Annotated in this window: 17 protein-coding genes; 7 read left to right on the forward strand and 10 right to left on the reverse strand. The window is 48.5% G+C overall.

Going from position 1 to position 19,379, the window contains the following annotated elements; all coding sequences use genetic code 11:
* Positions 1–82 precede the first annotated feature (82 nt).
* On the forward strand, positions 83–856 hold the full coding sequence (locus MK185_05085) for a sulfite exporter TauE/SafE family protein (GenBank protein ID MCH2039985.1): 774 nt from the start codon (positions 83–85) through the stop codon (positions 854–856).
* 106 nt (positions 857–962) lie between these two features.
* Positions 963–1,142 (forward strand): MerR family transcriptional regulator, encoded by a 180-nt coding sequence (locus MK185_05090; GenBank protein ID MCH2039986.1) that lies wholly within the window; start codon positions 963–965, stop codon positions 1,140–1,142.
* Here MK185_05090 and MK185_05095 read toward each other — a convergent pair.
* A complete protein-coding gene (locus tag MK185_05095) occupies positions 1,139–1,972 on the reverse strand; it encodes a DUF72 domain-containing protein (GenBank protein MCH2039987.1) in 834 nt (277 codons plus the stop codon). The genes MK185_05090 and MK185_05095 overlap by 4 nt on opposite strands.
* 158 nt (positions 1,973–2,130) lie before the next feature.
* Here MK185_05095 and MK185_05100 point away from each other — a divergent pair, with 158 nt between their 5' ends.
* On the forward strand, positions 2,131–3,204 hold the full coding sequence (locus MK185_05100) for a 3-deoxy-7-phosphoheptulonate synthase (protein MCH2039988.1): 1,074 nt from the start codon (positions 2,131–2,133) through the stop codon (positions 3,202–3,204).
* 75 nt (positions 3,205–3,279) lie between these two features.
* Here MK185_05100 and MK185_05105 read toward each other — a convergent pair whose 3' ends face one another.
* The 7 genes from MK185_05105 to MK185_05135 form a co-directional block, all read right to left on the reverse strand.
* Positions 3,280–4,062: a VacJ family lipoprotein gene (locus tag MK185_05105; GenBank protein ID MCH2039989.1), complete on the reverse strand. Its 783-nt coding sequence runs from the start codon at positions 4,060–4,062 to the stop codon at positions 3,280–3,282.
* An 85-nt stretch (positions 4,063–4,147) separates the two neighbouring features.
* Positions 4,148–4,732: a DoxX family protein gene (locus MK185_05110; GenBank protein MCH2039990.1), complete on the reverse strand. Its 585-nt coding sequence runs from the start codon at positions 4,730–4,732 to the stop codon at positions 4,148–4,150.
* A 36-nt stretch (positions 4,733–4,768) separates the two neighbouring features.
* Entirely contained in the window at positions 4,769–5,536 is a 768-nt protein-coding gene (locus MK185_05115; protein MCH2039991.1) for a putative DNA-binding domain-containing protein, read from the reverse strand.
* 1 nt (position 5,537) lies between these two features.
* The gene (locus MK185_05120; protein ID MCH2039992.1) at positions 5,538–6,377 is read right to left on the reverse strand and encodes a DUF692 domain-containing protein; all 840 of its coding nucleotides are present in this window, start codon (positions 6,375–6,377) and stop codon (positions 5,538–5,540) included.
* Positions 6,378–6,383: 6 nt separating this feature from the next.
* Positions 6,384–6,776, reverse strand: a complete 393-nt coding sequence (locus MK185_05125; GenBank protein ID MCH2039993.1) for a hypothetical protein — start codon at positions 6,774–6,776, stop codon at positions 6,384–6,386.
* 192 nt (positions 6,777–6,968) lie between these two features.
* Positions 6,969–10,946, reverse strand: a complete 3,978-nt coding sequence (hrpA, locus tag MK185_05130) for an ATP-dependent RNA helicase HrpA (GenBank protein MCH2039994.1) — start codon at positions 10,944–10,946, stop codon at positions 6,969–6,971.
* A 177-nt stretch (positions 10,947–11,123) separates the two neighbouring features.
* The gene (locus tag MK185_05135; protein MCH2039995.1) at positions 11,124–12,800 is read right to left on the reverse strand and encodes a long-chain fatty acid--CoA ligase; all 1,677 of its coding nucleotides are present in this window, start codon (positions 12,798–12,800) and stop codon (positions 11,124–11,126) included.
* Positions 12,801–13,058: 258 nt separating this feature from the next.
* On the opposite strand from MK185_05135, the gene MK185_05140 reads away from it, so the two are divergent.
* On the forward strand, positions 13,059–13,982 hold the full coding sequence (locus MK185_05140) for an alpha/beta hydrolase (protein MCH2039996.1): 924 nt from the start codon (positions 13,059–13,061) through the stop codon (positions 13,980–13,982).
* 17 nt (positions 13,983–13,999) lie between these two features.
* Complete coding sequence (locus MK185_05145; GenBank protein MCH2039997.1) at positions 14,000–14,473, forward strand: MaoC family dehydratase N-terminal domain-containing protein; 474 nt, start codon at positions 14,000–14,002, stop codon at positions 14,471–14,473.
* 49 nt (positions 14,474–14,522) lie between these two features.
* Here MK185_05145 and MK185_05150 read toward each other — a convergent pair whose 3' ends face one another.
* Positions 14,523–15,326: a zinc-dependent peptidase gene (locus MK185_05150; protein ID MCH2039998.1), complete on the reverse strand. Its 804-nt coding sequence runs from the start codon at positions 15,324–15,326 to the stop codon at positions 14,523–14,525.
* 300 nt (positions 15,327–15,626) lie between these two features.
* Between MK185_05150 and MK185_05155 the strand changes: the two genes are divergently transcribed.
* The gene (locus MK185_05155; protein MCH2039999.1) at positions 15,627–16,412 is read left to right on the forward strand and encodes a hypothetical protein; all 786 of its coding nucleotides are present in this window, start codon (positions 15,627–15,629) and stop codon (positions 16,410–16,412) included.
* Between the two features lie 23 nt (positions 16,413–16,435).
* On the opposite strand, the gene MK185_05160 is transcribed toward MK185_05155, so the two are convergent.
* Positions 16,436–17,437: a helix-turn-helix domain-containing protein gene (locus MK185_05160; GenBank protein ID MCH2040000.1), complete on the reverse strand. Its 1,002-nt coding sequence runs from the start codon at positions 17,435–17,437 to the stop codon at positions 16,436–16,438.
* Between the two features lie 147 nt (positions 17,438–17,584).
* Between MK185_05160 and MK185_05165 the strand changes: the two genes are divergently transcribed.
* Positions 17,585–19,306, forward strand: a complete 1,722-nt coding sequence (locus tag MK185_05165; GenBank protein ID MCH2040001.1) for a beta-ketoacyl synthase — start codon at positions 17,585–17,587, stop codon at positions 19,304–19,306.
* Positions 19,307–19,379: the final 73 nt, after the last annotated feature.

Genomic DNA, 19,379 nt, shown 5'->3' on the forward strand with positions numbered 1-19,379 from the left:
TTTCCAGAATAGATGCAACACACTACATTAGCGTTGAATCGTTATTTTTTAGAGCTACTGGTACTACTTTAGACCATATTTCATGGATATTTTGTTATATATAGCTTCCGGCGCAATAGTTGGTCTGATTGTTGGCGTGACCGGCATTGGTGGTGGCGCATTAATGACTCCACTGCTCCTGATGTTTGGTTTCCCTCCCCATGTCGCTGTTGGTACCGATTTAATGTACGCGGCACTTACTAAGGCCGGCGGCGCTTACAGCCACCACAAGCAGAATCACGTCCAGTGGTCATTGGTCCGAACACTGGCACTGGGTAGCATTCCGGCAGCACTGATTACGGGTTTTGCACTGAAAACCCTGTTTGAAGATTCTGAACAATATGCATCGCTGCTGAGTACCGCCCTGGGCATAATGCTGTTACTCACAGCAACCGTTATTCTTATTCGCAGTAAGATCCAGAATTGGGCAGCCGCAACGTTTAAAGGCAACTTCAGTCATTATCGCAAGCATGCAACCCTGGTTATGGGTATGTTACTGGGTGTATTTGTTACTTTGTCGTCCGTGGGGGCGGGTGCTATCGGTACGGCAATTCTGATGATGTTGTATCCGGCATTGCGCTCCACTCACATCGTCGGAACCGATATTGCTCATGCAGTGCCACTGACCCTGGCGGCCGGTCTGATTCATATGTATCTCGGTAACGTCGATTTTTATCTGCTCGGTGCGCTGCTGATTGGCTCGTTACCCGCGATTCATGTTGGTAGCCACCTGAGCCGCAGAGTGCCCGAGAAATTGCTGAAACCGATTCTGGCGACCATCTTGTTTACTATCGGCGCAAAGTACGCCTTCTTCTAACGGTTGGCGGCAGGAAAGTCATCCAGTTCTCCCGGATGACTGGATATTATCGATCCATTTCCGTCTAAGATAACTGAGCATATAGTTAACAAAGGGAGAAAAGCTCATGCAACAAGCGGAATTACTCACGCTCGACCAGGTCTCCGATATCCTTAGCCTGAAACCAATCACGATTAAACGCTACGCGCGGGAAGGATTACTGGATTCTGAAGAGAAAAACGGCGAGCTGCGTTTTCAGCCAGACAAAGTGCAACGTTTCAAAGACATTCAGTCCAAACTTCGCTAATCAAACATATCCTCTGTTTTTCCTGGCCCACCCTCCCCGGGCCAGACTTGTCCATCCAGTTTCCAAAGTGCTTCCAAATAACGCACGAAATGCTGAACATCGGTATTTCCTGCGGTATGAATAAAGAAATACGGCGTTCTGCCCTCCTCTAACCATTGCCCCAGCTTTTGCTTCCATTGCAGAAGGTAATGATCATTCTGACTCCAGTCGCTGTGACCGATAAACCGAACAAGAGGCGCCTTACTGGTCGCTACGGGGTGAACCGGCATACGCGGCTTCTTTGCCCTGGCATCCAATACTGCTTCCGTCATTGCGCTGTCAGCAAATAAACCTCTCGAATCAAAGACAGTGCGTCCAGCGCCTACCTCTGCCAAAGACCTCAATAATTTGGATTCCGACTCGGATTTATCAAAGAACTGCAAATGACGTAACTCGACCGAGATATCCGCAAAAACGTCCTGTTGCAGGAGCAACAAAAGTTCGCTCAATTCTGGCTGCCGAAGAGGTGAGAACGTAGCGGGCAACTGCACCAGTAGCGTTCCTAAACGATCACCCAGTTGATTAAAGAATGCGACAATCTGTGACCGATACTTGCCGTAAGCTTCCACCAGATTTGCTGAATGACTGACGTCTTTCGGCAACTTAAAACAAAAGCGGAAGTTATCTGGGACCATGGTCAGCCAGTGATCAACTCGTGGGGCTGAAGGCAAACCATAAAATGTGGAGTTGCCCTCAACCGAAGCGAATACCCTGGAGTATTCCTGCAAAGCCGTTTTGCTGGTTTGCCAGTCACTCAGCATATTTCCTCGCCAGTCTTCCATAAACCACATTGGCAGCCCCAATTTGAGCTGTCCGCTGTTTAACGCTGATTTCAGGCAATATTCCATAGGCTTTTGAGTGTGCTTTTACCGCATGTTTTGTCATAATCCGTGGTTATTGTATCAAAAGCTCTTATGCTCAACTCTACCACGTCGATTTAGGACGAATAATGACTGACAACCGTGTTGAAGACCTCAATATTGGCTCCATCACTCAGCTGGTAACTCCGGATCAGCTGAAGACCGAAATGCCAATCACCGAACAAGCTGTAGCCAGCGTGCAGAAAGGACGGCAAACCGTCCGCGACATTCTCGATCGCAAAGATCACCGTATCTTTTTGGTGGTTGGCCCTTGCTCCATTCACGATGTAGAAGCGGCAAAAGACTATGCCGAGCGCTTACGCGACCTGGCAGAAAAAGTATCTGATACGATTTATCTGGTTATGCGGGTGTATTTCGAAAAGCCGCGCACAACCGTGGGCTGGAAAGGTCTGATTAATGACCCGTTTATGAACGACACGTTCAAGATTCAGGAAGGCCTCCACATCTCCCGCCAACTCTTGATTGACCTGGCCGAAATGGGTCTGCCCCTGTCAACGGAAGCGCTGGATCCCATCTCACCTCAGTATCTGCAGGATCTGATCACCTGGTCTGCTATCGGCGCACGTACTACCGAATCGCAGACTCACCGTGAAATGGCCTCCGGACTCTCCTCTGCGGTTGGCTTCAAAAATGGAACCGACGGCAGCCTGACTGTCGCTACAAATGCGTTAATGTCGGTTGCTAATCCTCACCGCTTCCTGGGTATCAATCAAAGTGGCGCTGTATCCATCGTCGAAACCAGCGGCAACCAATACGGCCATGTGGTACTGCGTGGTGGTGGTGGCAAACCAAACTACGATTCTGTGAGCGTATCCATTGCGGAGCAAGCTCTGGAAAAAGCGGATCTGCCAAAGAACATTATGGTTGATTGCAGCCATGAAAACTCCAGCAAGAAGCCGGAGCTGCAACCATTAGTTATGGACAACGTAAGTAACCAGATTCTGGAAGGCAACAACTCCATCGTTGGTCTGATGGTTGAATCCAACATCAAGCATGGCCGTCAGAATATTCCGGCCAACCTCGATGATCTGGAATACGGACTGTCCGTCACCGACGGCTGCATCAGCTGGGATGAGACAGAAGAAGCAATCATGAAAATGCATGACAAGTTAAAAGACGTTTTACCTAAACGTAACGCTTAGCCTGCCAGCATAAAAAAATCCCATCCGTGTAGTCACGGATGGGATTTTTATTTTCGGTGAATAATCAGCAAGCCACTATTCTGCAGGCTCTTCATCCCAGTCATCACCCCAGTCATCTTCTTCGTCATCAAAATCGTCGAAGTCCTCAAATTCATCTTCCACAACACCATCTTTCACCAGATACTCGCGGCGCTGCAAATAGAAACTGCGGATAAAGGTATAGCGGTCACCACTGATCAAGCCCTCAGAGGCAATCAGATCAGCACGCGCATCCACATTATTCAATACGAACAATCCGGATTGTTTAGCAAAGTTTTCACCAACGTTGGTATAGGACAATCCAGAAACAAAATCGAGACCGCGACCACCGGCATCGCGCACCGTACTTGGCCCAAGCAATGGCAACATAAGGTAAGGACCCGTACCAACACCCCAGTATCCCAGAGTCTGGCCAAAGTCCTCATCGTGCTTCTCCAGACCAATATGCGAAGCCACATCAAAAAAGCCAAAAAAACCAACCGTGGTATTAATCAAGAATCGCGCTGTATCTGAAGCCGCTTGAGTAAATTTCAGCTGCCCCAGATCATTCACGATAACCAGTACGTCACCCAGATTAGAGAAAAAGGCGCTTACCGACTGATCGACAGGCTCAGGGGTTATGTATTGATAACCTTCCGCAACCGGCTTGGCAATGTATTCGTCCAGAGCCTCATTAAAAGCAAAAATCGTCCTGTTGAAGCCTTCCCATGGATCGGGGTTCTGCTCTTCTGAAAAAGACGTTGCAGGTAACATGGTTACCATCAACATCATTGTTAAACGCACGATAGCTAAGCGCATTGGACGATCTGCCTTTTCCATAATTTTTCAGTATTAAAGCAGCATAACCTCCATAAAAAAAGGCGCCTTGGCGCCTTTTTAATATTTCATTCCAGCAAACGTTCGATCAGTCTTCCGGCCGGAATTTTGCTTTGATCCAATGGTCGATACTCAGGTATTTACCGGCACCATTAAAAAATAACACTAACAGCATTACCAAATACGTCACGGCAAACTCGATGCCGTTATTCAGTATCACAAAACTGCCCTTACCTGTGATCCAATCGTAATTACTGTTTTCACGCAAAATGTCCTTCGCCCGATTCAGGCGATCTGCCACTTCCGGGTCGGTGCTTTGTGCTATCGCATACCAACCGTTATCCCAATGCACAGCGAAGATTGCAACAACCATGGTCACCATCAGGGGAATGGCTATGTAGCGGGTAGCAAAACCGATCAACAGAAATACAGCACCAATAATCTCTGTCCAGGTCGCCAGAAAAGCAAGCAGCTCAGGCGCAGGCAGCCCCAACCCCCAATCTGGATTACCAAACCAGGCAACCGTGCTATCAAAACCTGCCAGCTTATTGGTGCCAGCCATCCAGAACGGGAAGAACAGGTAAATCCGTAACGCCAGTGGTCCTAAAAAATCAACAGACTTAGCGACATCAAGCTGGTCATGAACCCAATGGGCCAGCGATTGTATACTCATGAATTGTGCTCCGGGAACCACGTAAAAATTAACTAACTAAACAACACTGCCGCCAAGGATTAACCCTTGTTGACGCCATTCCTCAAGAATAGATAACCCACCCTGAAGTGCCACCGGCGATCGTTCGAGGTCGTTTTCCAGCAGCAACTGTTCGACTGCCTGCAAGCCTGTCAGTTCCGCTGACTTCAGTTTAATCAGCAAATGAATCGTCATTAGATTCGTTTCAATAAAACGCACTTGATCCTGGCGATCACGAAACACAATTAATGCCGTTTGATGAGGCTCTGGATGGATATTCTCAACACTGATACGGTGTACCGGATATTGATACACAAAACCCTGAGCCGCAGCAGCAAACCGTGGGACGGTTGAACTGAGGTCAGCGTTTGCGTCAATATCCACGCTGACTTCGTCTTCACTGACATCGATGGCCAGTTCTAGCCACTCATAATGCGCTAGCTCATATAAATAATCAGGGTCATCGGGATGAGCCCGAAACTCCTGCTCCAGATACGCTAGGAATTCCTGCGGGATTTCCAGAAAATAAGGTGTTTGGCAAAAATGACTCTCGAAGAAATCCCGTGCAATTTCATTCCAGCGTTTGGCTCCGATGATTTCCGCACACACCGGGAAAGTTCCATCAAGAAAACCACTCACATTATTAAAAAACAGATCGCTGTAGATTTTCATTCGTCGGGGATCGATATCTGCAGGAATCGGATGTTTATGAGGTGCACGAATATGAGCTGCGAACGCGCGCTGGGTGTCGATGTGTTTTGCGGATACTGATCCAGACTTCGCCATATTAGCCAGCCTGAATAGACTTTGCGTTGACCTGAAGTTGCAGAGATCGAATCTGATCAACCTCGGTGACTAATTCCCCAATGGCAGGGAAATTAAAATCTCGTTCCAGCAGTGTCGGAATAACACCGTGAATTTTGTAGGTTTCTGCCAGCACATCCCAAACGATGTCTTTTACTTCCATTCCGTGAGTATCAACCAACAGGTCGTCTGCTTCGTCAAAATGACCAGCAACGTGCAGATATTTGATACGTTCAGTTGGCATCGCTTTGATAAATGCCATGGCGTCAGTACCATGATTGACGCTGTTGACATAAACATTATTCACGTCCAGCAGCAGGTCACAGTCTGCCGTTTCGATCACAGCTCTGACAAATTCTGCTTCTTCCATTTCTTTTCCCGGCTCTGCATATGCCGAAACATTTTCGATAATAAGCCGCTGCCCGATGATATCCTGAACTCTCTGGATGCGTTCAGAGACGTATTTAACCGCCTGGTCGGTAAATGGAATCGGCATCAGGTCGTACATGTGCCCCTGATCGCTGCAATAGCTGAGGTGCTCGCTGTACGCCTTAATACCGTGTTCGTCGATGAATTGCTTCACCTGGCGAACAAAGTCCTCATCCAATGGTGCCGGACTGCCTATCGACAAAGACAGGCCGTGACACACAAAATCGTATTTTTCAGTAAATGAACGGAACGATTTCCCGAGACGCCCACCAACGCCAATCCAGTTTTCTGGCGCAACTTCCATAAAATCGATTTTGTGCTCAGGTACGTCTGCCAACGGGCTCATCAGAGCCCGTCGCAAACCCAACCCGGCACCTTGGACAGGATATTTCATAGGTGTTTAGTGACTACCGCCACATTTACCTTCACCACACTTCCCTTCAGAGGAAGACTTGCTGCTGCCGCCGCACTTGCCTTCACCACACTTTCCTTCAGAAGACGACTTGCTGCTGCCGCCGCACTTGCCTTCACCACACTTACCTTCGCTCGAAGACTTTTCACTTCCGCCACATTTGCCTTCACCGCACTTACCTTCCGAAGACGACTTGCCGCTCCCCCCACATTTGCCTTCACCACACTTTCCTTCACCGTGATGACCCGCGAGTTTATAGCCACCCTGCAGTTCGGCAGATGCAAATGGATTTTCGGCGGCATTTGCCAGTGGCGCCTGAGACATTGCAGTCACAAATGCAGTACCCAGAACAGCTGCTACAGGTTTGATTGTCTTAGCCATAGTTGTTTCCTACTCTTTTATTCGAAGTTTTAATCATAGTCCGCTTATCGGATGCAGTATCCGGAAGTTGATAAGCCCGGTGAACTTGCATGGTCATTAGTTACCGGAAACGTCTGACAGTTCAATATTTTTTTCTGCTGTGCGCCTTCTTCACGCGACAACCGGATAAAACCATCGTGTTCCCTGCCATGATCAGAGTTTTGCAATCTCCCGCCAGCGTTTCTGTAAGCGCTTCAATGAGACCGGTTCTTTCGTCCCCAGCGGTTGGGCAAACAAAGACACCCGCCACTCTTCCAGCATCCAACAGAAATCATCAAGCTCGGAACCGTCTGTCACCTGAGTCTTATCCGCCACGTCACGATAGGGCTTGTACACGCTGTCGAACTCAATCATCGATTGGCGATCACGTGCCAGATTACCCTGCAGTTTGTCGATACGGTAATCCATTGCTTTCAGATAACGACTGAAACTTTGCAGATGTAACCAGGTGGTTCGTTGCATAAAGCCTTTGGCCATTAAACGCTCCAGATGCGCTTTCACGTCTGAATAGGTCATCGCACGATCCAGACTGACCGCTCCCCCCATGGCTTTGAGAATCTTGTGCCGCAGATTAATCCAGTCAATAAACTGTACCAATAGCTTTCCACCATGATCGAACAGTTCCGAGCGACGCTCCGATCGCTGCTTAAACTCCTGCTCAAGATACGGCAGGTCATCATCCAGTGGCACGAACACTTGGATAAAGGTAGCTTGAATCAAATCCTGGGTGATTTCAGCCTCGGAACCCAACCCCTTGCAGTAAAGCCATTTTCCCTTCATCTGTTGCTGAATGTGCGATTTAAGCGCCCGTTCCTGATCCGGTAGTTGGCGACGCATCAACTGACAAACGCCCATTCGGTGTTGGCGACTGGCCTCAAACTCATCGGCTTCCACCGTCAGTTGAATATCCGACTTCTCAGCATTTTCCTTGGTTGGTTTCAGACACGGGAAAGCACGCACCGGCAGACCGTTGACTTCAGTTTGTGTACTGTGTGGCAAGTCGCCGAAGTCCCAATTATTTACCTGATCACGCTGAAAACCAGAATGGCTCAAGTCCTGAATCTGCGCCTGGGAAGCATCAGTATACTGCTCTTTTAACGCCGTTAAATCACGGCTTTGCGCCAACAGTTTACGATCCGCCATCACGCGGATATTCATCCGCAGATGATCCGGCAATTCGATATCGCGCAACTGTTGCATCTCAATCTGTTCCGGACGCAGATCGTAATTAAGAAAGTTCAGTAACTGGCTGTACAACCCCCCATTCGCCGGGCTGCATTTGTTCAAAAACGCCTGGGCAGTGTTCGGCACCGGTACAAACTGCTTACGAATGGATTTTGGTAAGCCTTTGATCAGAGCAACCACCTTGTCTTCGATAAAGCCCGGAACCAGCCATTCGGTTTGTTCAGCCGGCACCTGCTGCAACATGGCCACTGGCACACTCAACGACACGCCATCGTCTTTTGTGCCGGGGGCAAAGCTGTAGGTCAGCGGGAACGCCATACCCTGCCAGTCCAGCTCAGTCGGGTAATCTTGTGCGCCAACACCCGCAGCTTCCGGGCTTAACAGGAAGTCACGACTGAAATACATGGCCTGCTTTTCTGCAGCATTGGCTTTTTCGAACCAGCGCTCCAGGTGTTTGGTGGTAACGATAGGCTCCGGCAGCACTTTGTTGTAGAACTCCGCCAGATACGCATCATCAATCACCAGGTCCCGGCGGCGGGATTTTTCTTCGTATTCCGTCACCTCCTCCAGCAGCTTGAGGTTCTTGTTATAGAAATCCGCTTTGGTACGAATCTTCTGCTCAACCAAGCCTTCCTGAATCAGAATCTCACGGGCTTCTTTCGGATGCGTATTGGCATAGTTCACCCGTTTTTTCGGGTTAATAATCAAGCCATATAAGGTACTTTGCTCAAACGCCACCACCTGACCTCGCTGCCCCTGCCAATGAGGCTCGAAATACTGGTATTTCAGTAACGGCTTACCAATTTCTTCAATCCACTGGGGCTCAATCTTCGCTACCGTCCTGGCAAACAGCTTGGAGGTTTCGACCAGCTCCGCAGCCATCATCCATTTCGGCTTTTTCTTGTATTGGCTGGAAGCCGGGAAAATCCATAACTTACGATTACGGGCACCCAGGTATTCCATGTTTTCAGATTTGAAACCAATCTGGCTCAACATACCGGACAGCAGCGACTTATGAACGGCCTCGTAATCAGCCGCCTTATCTGTTTCTTCCAGGCCCAGTTCTTTGCATAAAATATGTAATTGGCGGTGCGTATCACGCCACTCACGCATGCGCATAAAATTCAAAAAATATTTCGCACACCACTTACGCAGCTGATTCTGAGACAACTCCTGGCGTTGCTCTTCAAATTCATTCCACAGGTTTAGCAAGCTGGTAAAATCGGAGTCTTCGTCTTTCCAGGTACGGTGTTTCTCGTCCGCCTGCTGTTGTTTCTCCGGCGGTCGTTCTCTTGGGTCCTGAACGGTTAATGCAGCCGCAATAACTAGTACTTCTTTCAGTGCATTTTGCTTTTGTGCTTCCAGCATCATACGACCGATTCTTGGATCGACGGGCAAACGCGCCATTTGCCGTCCCAATTCGGTTAGATGCTGTTTTTCGTTCACAGCTTCCAATTCCAATAGCAAATTAAAGCCATCTTTTACAAAACGCTCGTCGGGTGCATCAACAAATGGGAAATCCTGCAAACGACCCAACTTCAGATGTAACATCTGCAGCACGACCGCCGCCAGGTTGGTGCGACGAATCTCCGGATCAGTAAATTCCGGCCGTCCCTCAAAATCGGCTTCTTCATACAAACGAATACACACACCCGGCGCAACACGGCCACATCGACCTGCCCGCTGATTAGCACTGGCTTGTGAGATTGCCTCAATCGGCAAACGCTGCACTTTGCTGCGGTAGCTATAGCGACTGATGCGCGCAACACCAGAGTCAACAACGTAACGGATCCCCGGTACCGTTAACGAGGTCTCCGCCACGTTGGTCGCAAGCACGACCCGGCGGCCGCCATGTGGTTTGAAAATTTTCTGCTGATCACCGGCGCTTAAACGTGCGTATAACGGTAAAATATCGGTCGCTGGTAATTGCGCACGGCGCAAAACTTCAGCACATTCACGAATGTCTCGTTCACCCGGTAAGAATACCAATACATCACCAGGTTGCCCTTTGGCTTTGTCTTCTGTTCTCAGTTCCGCCAGGGCATCCACAATGCCTTCAAACAATGAGCGATCCTCGCCCTCTTCGTCTTCACGAACCAGCGGGCGATAGCGGGTTTCTACCGGAAATGTGCGGCCAGACACTTCAATCACAGGCGCTGGTTTGCCATTTTCATCCGCAAAATGCTTGGCAAAGCGATCAACGTCGATGGTGGCCGAGGTAATAATGACTTTCAGATCCGGACGTTTCGGCAACATCTGTTTCAAATAGCCCATCAGAAAGTCGATATTCAGGCTGCGTTCGTGCGCTTCATCGATGATGATGACGTCGTATTCATTGAGAAACTTATCGTGTTGAGTTTGGGCCAGCAGGATGCCGTCAGTCATCAGCTTGATGCGGGTCTGATCATTGCTTTGATCGGTAAAACGTACCTGAAAACCGACCTGATTACCGAGCTGACATTGCAGCTCTTCGGCAATTCGACCAGCCACGGCACGCGCCGCCAGTCTTCGTGGCTGGGTATGGGCAATACGGCCGAATATCCCTAACCCGGCTTCCAGACACACCTTGGGCAGCTGTGTGGTTTTACCAGAGCCGGTTTCACCAGCCACAACAACCACCTGATTTTCTTTAACCGCCTTGAGGATTTCGTCCTTACGCTCAGAAACGGGCAAGTCCGGATAACTGATTGCTAGCGGCCCGGAGCGCAGCTTAACCAGCTCCTGGCTTTTCTGAATGCGGGCCAACAGTTTCTCAAGCACCTTGTCGAAGGGCTTTCCCTCTTCGACCAGCGATTTAATCTGGCGCACACTGCGACGTAGCGGAAATCTGTCTTTAATCAGACAGTGATCAATCGCCTGATATAAGGCTTTAATATCAGTACCACTATTAACATTGGTATTTGCGGAAGAATCGGTCGGATGATCGGACAAAACAGGGGCACTCAACTAAAAACCGTTGTTTCAGTGTTGTTTTGCAAAACAGCGACACGATCACAGGCACAGGGAGGTGCCTTTGATCCGGAGGACGCAAAATAACGCTGGAATAACAGTATTAAAAATCCAATAAAAAACGCCCGGCCGGTTTCCCGGGCGGGCGTATTCTAACAGTTTTACCAGAACTTATTAGCTCTTAGCTAACTCTTCGTCACGCAGCTCACGTCGCAAAATCTTGCCGACGTTGGTTTTTGGCAACTCGTCACGGAATTCAATATGACGTGGCACTTTGTAAGCCGTGAGGCGCTCACGACACCAATCAACCACATCGGAAGCTGTCAGATTTTCGTTACTGGAAACCAGGAACACTTTAACCGCCTCTGAGCTCTTTGGATCAGGTACGCCAATTGCGGCGACTTCAACCACATCCGGATGGGCAACAACCACGTCTTCAACTTCGTTAGGGTACACGTTAAAGCCAGATACGATAATCATGTCTTTCTTACGGTCAACGATCTTCATGTAACCGTCTTCCTGAATGACCGCAACATCACCGGTTTTCAGCCAACCATCTTCGTCGATGGTTTCGGCCGTTGCTTCAGGACGCTGCCAGTAACCTTTCATCACCTGCGGACCTTTTACACACAGCTCGCCGGGATTACCAATGCCCTGGTCATTTCCGTCTTCATCGATCACTTTACAATCCGTACCCGACACTGGCATGCCGATTGTACCCAGCTGAATATGACCCGGAGGGTTAAACGAGACAACCGGGGAAGTCTCAGTCATACCGAAACCTTCAGCAATATCGCAGTTGGTGACCGTCTTCCATTGGTCTGCTGCGTCTTTAGTCAGCGCCATACCGCCAGAAATTGTCAATTTCAAACCGGAGAAGTCCAGATCACAGAATTCCTTCTGACCGCACAAAGCAACGAACAAGGTATTCAGGCCAACAAATGCACTGAATTTATTGCCTTGCAGCGTTTTGATAAAGCCGGGAATATCACGAGGATTCGGAATCAGCACCGAATGGTTACCGGTCTCAAGCATTACCATGCAATGAATGGTAAAAGCGTAGATGTGGTACAACGGCAGCGGTGCGATGGCGGTCTCTTTACCTTCGTCCAAAACCATATTAAACAGACCATGGCACTGCATCATATTGGCCATGAGATTTCGGTGAGTCAGCATCGCACCTTTGGCGACACCTGTTGTACCACCGGTGTATTGCAGAACAGCGACGTCGTTGCGATCAACTTTCACCGGGGTGAAAGGCTGCGACTGGCCTTTTGCTAAAGCACTGCGCAGTGGCACAGCACCTGCGATACTAAACGCCGGCACTTCTTTTTTGACGTGCTTCAGCACGGTGTTAATCAGGGTGCGCTTCACCATACCGTGCATGTCACCCACCTGGGTAACAATCACGTGTTTAATGCCGGTGCTTGGCAGAACGGTTTCTGCTTTAGACGCCATATTCGCCAGAACAACCAGCGCTTTTGCACCAGAGTCGTTGAACTGGTGCTCCATTTCTCGCTCGGTATAGAGGGGGTTGGTATTCACCACAACCATACCGGCACGCATGGCACCAAATACAACAATCGGATATTGCAGGACGTTAGGCAGCTGCACCGCAATCCGGTCACCCGCCTCAAGCGTCGTATGGTTCTGCAGGTACGATGCAAACGCAGCACTCTTGTCATTCAGCTCGGCGTAAGTAAGCGTTTGGCCAAGGCAGCTGAACGCCGGACGATCGGCAAATTTGGCAACAAAACCGTTAAAAATTTCTACAACCGACTCATGCTTATCCGCATCCACAGACTTCGGATAGTCTTCCGGATATTTCTCCTGGAAGAATTGCTCGTTCATACGACCTCCTGAAACACTCTTGTTATCGCTGCTGGGTACAAATTAACCAACAAGCGCGTTTATCATTTTGTTTCGCCCGCAAAACATCACTGACGGATAAAATCAATGGCCTGACAGACGTTAAAATCGGATATTTATTTTGGCCGGGAGTTTAGCGCTTTTGCTCTAATCCAGCAAAAAACCGCCGAATGTATTTACAAATTGCTACATAAAGACCAGCCTATAGCGTTTATAGAATTCAAAAAAAGCATTTTCACCATGAAGCAAGTCGCAGAAGCACCGCAATCCATCAAGCAAACGATCGATATTTCGACAACAGATAACCAGATTTTTACCGCCCATATCTGGCGCCAGCAACAACCCAAAGCCACCGTTCATATCGTGCACGGCATGGCAGAGCACTGCCAGCGCTATGCACCATTGGCCGAATTTCTTCATGCCCAAGGGTTTCAGGTGATGACTCATAACCACCGCGGACATGGGGAACGGACGCCGCAGGGTCATTACGCTGACAAGAATGGCTGGGAGCTGGTGGTCGACGATATGTTGCAAGCGCAAAATACGTTGTGCGGCAACGAACCGATTATATTATTCGGACATTCGATGGGCTCTTTTATTTCCCAGGGATTTGCTATTCGCCACGGTGGAAAATTAAGCGGTCTGATCCTATCGGGTTCCAACTATCAGAATCCGGCTCTGTACCGCGCAGGACAGATTGTCGCCAGGAGCTTAAAGGTATTTCAGGATGGCCGGACTCAATCGAACGTAATGGATAAAGTATCTTTCGCGTCGTTTAACAAACAGTTCAGCCCTGCCCGTACCGATTTTGATTGGCTATCACGTGACGAACAGCAGGTTGATAAATACATAAACGATGCTGCTTGTGGTCATACCTGTTCTTTGCAGCTATGGATTGACCTGTTTGATGGTCTGATCGAAATCAGTAACAAAAATAATCTGGCCAGGATACCGCAAAGCCTGCCAATCTATTTGTTTGCTGGCGATCAGGACCCGGTCGGTCAAAAAGGCAAAGGCGTAAGAGCGCTGGAACAAGTACTGTTACAAACCGGTCATGAAACTGTCAGCTGCAAGCTGTACATTGACGGCCGTCATGAGATGTTGAATGAGATCAACGCCGACGAAGTTTATCAGGACATACTGAACTGGATTCAGACTATTTAAAGAAACAAGGAAAACATATGGAACACATAACCAATCGTACCTTCGAAGAAATTCAACTGGGAGACAGCTGTCAGCGTAAACACACGGTTGAAGAGAAAGACTTGATTTTATTTGCGGCGGTATCGGGTGACCATAACCCGGTTCACCTGGACGCTGAATACGCATCTACCACCCCATTTAAAGGTCAAATCGCTCATGGCATGTTCACTGGCGCACTGATTTCGGCTGCGCTGGCGATGGATTTACCTGGGCCGGGCACCGTTTATCTCGGTCAGAACCTTTCTTTCCGAAAGCCGGTCATGATTGGTGATGAATTAACCGTTGAATTAAAAGTTACGGCAAAACACGAATCAAAACCGATCGTAACCCTGGAATGCACGGTCAGTAACCAGACGGGTAAAACTGTGGCGGTTGGTGAAGCAACCGTCATGGCTCCGACCGAAAAAATCACGGTAGACGCACCCGAGCTTCCCGAGATATCTCTGGGATAATGACCAACCTGACTTAAACAGCGTGGACAGATCGATCTCTGTCCGCGCCCTAGCGTTTACTGGCTTTCTTGCTACTGACTTTGCAACGCAATTGGTCACGTTCGATTTCCGCCCGGTTCTGCTGGTAGAATTCACTCAGGTAATCGTATAATTTGGGGTGTTTATTTTTCAGCATTAAGGGACGTTCGAAGAAATACTCCGACGCCACTGCAAAAAACTCCTGATTATTAGTAGCGCCATAATCATTTATATTACTTTTTCGCTTCTCTATTTCCGCGATTTTACAGCGTACCAATTCAAACCACTGGTGCGAGCATTGACCGGAGGCAACTGCTTCCGGAAACCCGTCACATTGACCATCCGCCATATCCAGAATGTGGACAAATTCATGGACACCAACATTATGCTTGTCTTGATCATTGCTGAATCCATGGATAAGATCCGGCTTACTTAATGCCATTTTTCCAGACATTGCACCGCTGCCAACCATACCTGAAATGGTTGAGTCACTTTGACCGCATTGAAAATCACGATTAAAACACCCAGGAAACAGCACCACAGCATCCACACTTAAATATGGCCAGTCAGAAAAGCCCCAAACAGGGATCACCGAACTGGCAGCAATCAACAAACGATCTAAATCCGTTACACAAACGTCGCCACTGACCTCGACCCGGGTCGTTTGCAAAAATGCGAAACAATGCTGCTCAAACAACTGCTTTTTTTCGGAATCGAGTCGGCGATAAAAGTCCACTCGATCCTCCAGTATTTGGCTCCACTCGTCCTGCCAGAAAAAGTCTGTGACGCTTTCCCCAAACAACCAGTTTTTAATTTTTTTCAAGAGTTCCAGCATACGTTCCGTGTTCCATTTTCGTGATTATTGGTCACATTACTTGCGTTAATTTCCCATCTGATTCGATGATAATGCGGTCGTCGAAATACCTGAACGAATACATCATCTACTTGCACCATAATTTCTGTGTTTCAGATAACGGGATTCTGGCGCATCTTACAGACTGCGAACTTTATGATACGTCCATTACAATCTCAACCGCGCAGTCAGAAAGTTAAAAAGCGGCTGTCTCAAGCGATCAATGATTGTAGTTACATACTATCCAGTCTAAGCTGGGAAAAAACATGATTGTTGTTGCTCATGACTCGTTTACTTCTTCCACTTTTGCTTTTCTTCGCTGGTATTCACGCCCTAGCTCAGCCAGTAAAAAATCTGCCGACTCAACTCACGCTGGCAGCAACCGATTGGTGTCCATTCTCATGTGTACCTTCAAACTCACCAAAACAACCCGGCATTATCAGTGAGTATCTGGATCAATTACTGCAACAACATAATATTTCGCTGAATATTAAATTTCTCCCCTGGTCCCGGGCATTAGTTGAAGCTAACAATGGTTCCGTTGATGGCTTGCTGACGGTCGTACCGGAAGAAATCAATCATCTGCTTCTGCCGAAGACCCCTACGGCGTATTACACCGATTGCTTTTTTGTCCGCCCTAACGAAATATGGCGCTACGGTGACCACCGTTCTCTTGATCAGGTAAACATTGCCTATGTTCAGGATTATGGCTACAACGAACCGTTGCACAGTCACATTCGCAGTGCTGACAATACCGCAAGAGTGTTTGAAGTTTCTGGCGCCGACCCAGGCCGGCGCATGGTTCAACTGGTATTAGCTGGCCGGGCCGACGCCATGGTTGAAGAGCGGCTGGTGGCTGCCTGGGCACAAAAACAAGCGACAAAAAAACTTGGTCAGCCTCACTCGCTGAAGGCAGCTGGCTGCCTTAATAGCAACCCGTTTTACCTGGCAATTTCACCAGATCTGCCAGCCAGCAAGGAACTGCTTCAATTGTTTGACCGAATTTTAAAACAACCTGAAAATCTGCAGCTCTTGCGAAAAATCACACAATCTTACCTTGCAGATTAAACAATAATATGGAATCGCATTAATCAGTTCGAAGTGAATAATTTTGTACGGACTTTCTGTCGAAACTGGCCTGGAGTCTGCCCGGCTTGCTTCTTAAAGATGCGGGTAAAATAGCCGCCGTCCTGATACCCCACCGCTGCTGCGATATCGGCAATATTCAAGTTAGTATCCTGCAATAGCTGCCGCGCCTGTTCGCACCGTAATTGCTGTAGATATTGCCCGGGCGTGCAACCAACCATTTTTTTAAAACGGCGATCAAATTGTCGTTCACTCAAACCGGTCATCTGCGCCAAGCGGCTTAATGTCAATGCCTCTTTGAGATTATGCTGTAGCCAGGTCTGAACCATCGCGATGTTTTCATCGCCGTGTTGATGACGTCCATCGGCATAGAACACCTTCTTTTCAAACGGGTTGCGTACTTCTGGGGAAAACTGCTGTTCAACCTGTAACGCCAGCTCACGGCCAAATAACAGACTGATGAGGTGAACCATCATGTCAGCCCCGGAATTGACGCTGGCGGCACAAAAAATCCGATCTGACTGTGTCAGTAAGTGGTTAACCTGAAGGTTCACCTTGGGGTAATTCTGGGCAAATTTCTCCAGATAATGCCAATGCGTAGTGGCTGGCTTGCCGTCAAGGATTCCGGCCTCGGCCAGCAGGCAAACGCCGGTCCCGACAACAAATACACTGGCTCCGGCAAGATACTGCTGACGGAGCCAGTTAATGGTTGGCCGATATTTATCCAGCAAGGGCTTTGGATTTCGCCACAGCGCCGGAACAATAATCAGGTCACTGCTCAAGGATGACTGATAACATTGATCGATGGTTTTTTGCGGCGTTAGCGGAATACCTCCTAATACACTAACGGGACCCTCTTCCTGACCAATTATTTCAACACTGAAATATCGCTTTGACTGACGCGCAAGCGCAAGTCTGGCTCTGGCCGCCTCGAGCATTTCCAGAGGAATGGCGGCGCTGGACATCAGCATTTGATCAATAGCCAACAAGGTAACATGACTGATCATAGTTACGTTTCCTCTCAAGACATAATGATGTCTCTTATATTCTGGTATTTGTCTATTATCTACTAATTGCAACCTTAAGTCGCTTTCTACAATAACTGTGGTTCTTTGTTATCCCTTTCACTTCGACATTCATTGAGAACGGTTTGTATGAGCACTTATCCTGCACCGGCGTTAATCACTGGCTTCGGCGGAATCAACACTGCAGGCCGCAGTTCCGGACACATGGCTTTTCAGCGTGTGGTGTATCAGGCACTTGATCGACAGCAGAAACAAGAAACCCTGAGCGCTCTTAACCAGGTGATGGGCTTCGATGGCGATGCACTGGTCAACGAAGAGGCGATATTGAACGGAACACTGGTACGCAACTGGGACAACGTTGACTGGGATGCCAATAAAATCCCCTTTCACCAGCCCTTTACCGACGAAAATGACGTGCAGTGCTGGCGTCTGAGTCACAAACGTCTGTCTGTGCAGAGTGCGGGTCAGACACCGAAAGGGTTTGATCCCGCTGCACATTATTCCTCGCGTCATCATCCACGGGCGCTGCAAATGACCATCTACGCGGCATCCGATGCCATCGCCTCCCTGGGTGTAAACTGGGAAACACTGAAGCAATCCGTGCGTCCAGATCAAATAGGAGTCTACGCCGGCTCGGCAATGGGCCAGCTCGATCAGGCTGGTCACGGTGGGATGGTTCAGGCAAACCTCAGAGGAAAGCGCACCAGTTCGAAGCAATGCGCTCTGGGCCTGAGCGAAATGCCAGCCGATTTTGTTAACGCCTATGTGCTCGGAAATGTTGGTGCCACCGGTAGCTATGTCGGCGCCTGTGCGACTTTTCTGTATAACCTTAAAGCAGCACTCGACGATTTACGCACAGGACGTCGCCGCATTGTTGTGGTCGGCAACGCTGAAGCACCGCTGACACCTGAAGTCGTGGAGGGCTACGCCGCCATGACAGCTCTGATCAGCGAACAAAAACTCCGTGACCTGGACGGAATGAATCAACATGAAACGCCCGATTATCGCCGTTCCAGCCGACCGTTTGGTCAAAATGGGGGCTTCACCATCGCCGAATCCGCGCAATTTTTTGTACTTACCGATCAGGCACTCGCACTCGACCTTGGACTAACAATTTACGGCTCAGTTGGCGATGTTTATATCAATGCCGATGGTTTTAAAAATTCAATATCCAGTCCGGGGATTGGGAATTATTTAACGATGGGCAAAGCCATCGCAGAGGCGCAGCGATGGCTGGGCTCTGATGCAGTTCGTAATGGCAGCTACGTTCAATCCCATGGTAGCAGCACACCACAAAATCGGGTGACTGAGTCACATATTTACGCTGAGCTGGCGGGTACTTTTAAAATTAAGGATTGGAAGATCACCGCAGTTAAAGCCCATCTGGGTCACCCTCTGTCAGCAGCGTCTGCAGACCAACTGACAATGACATTGGGGGGATGGGCAAACCATATCATTCCTGGAATTACCACCATTGACCAGATCGCAGAAGATGTGCATCAAAGTGGTCTGAATTTTTTACTGCAACACACACCCGTAAACAGCAAGAATCTACCATTAGCGTTTATTAATTCGAAAGGATTTGGTGGTAACAATGCTTCCGCATTTATTATTTCTCCGGATAAAACCAGAGAACATATTTCTTCTGCCATCGGGCAGAAAAACTGGCATCGGTATCTTGATAAGAATGAACAGGTGCGAATGAATATTCAACAATATAACCAAGATATGAACAGCGGAAAAATAAAGACCTTATACCAGTTCGGCAAACAAGTGCTCGAACCAAAAGACCTGACCATCAGTACCGATGAAATTCGTATCAAAGGCTGGAATTACAGCGTTCTACTGTAAATAGAACAACCGATTTTCGGAATATAAACGCCAATCGACAAGTGCTCTTATGAAATACTGCAAGTAATTATTG

This window comes from Saccharospirillaceae bacterium, from assembly GCA_022448365.1.
Lineage (GTDB): Bacteria > Pseudomonadota > Gammaproteobacteria > Pseudomonadales > Oceanobacteraceae > Bacterioplanoides.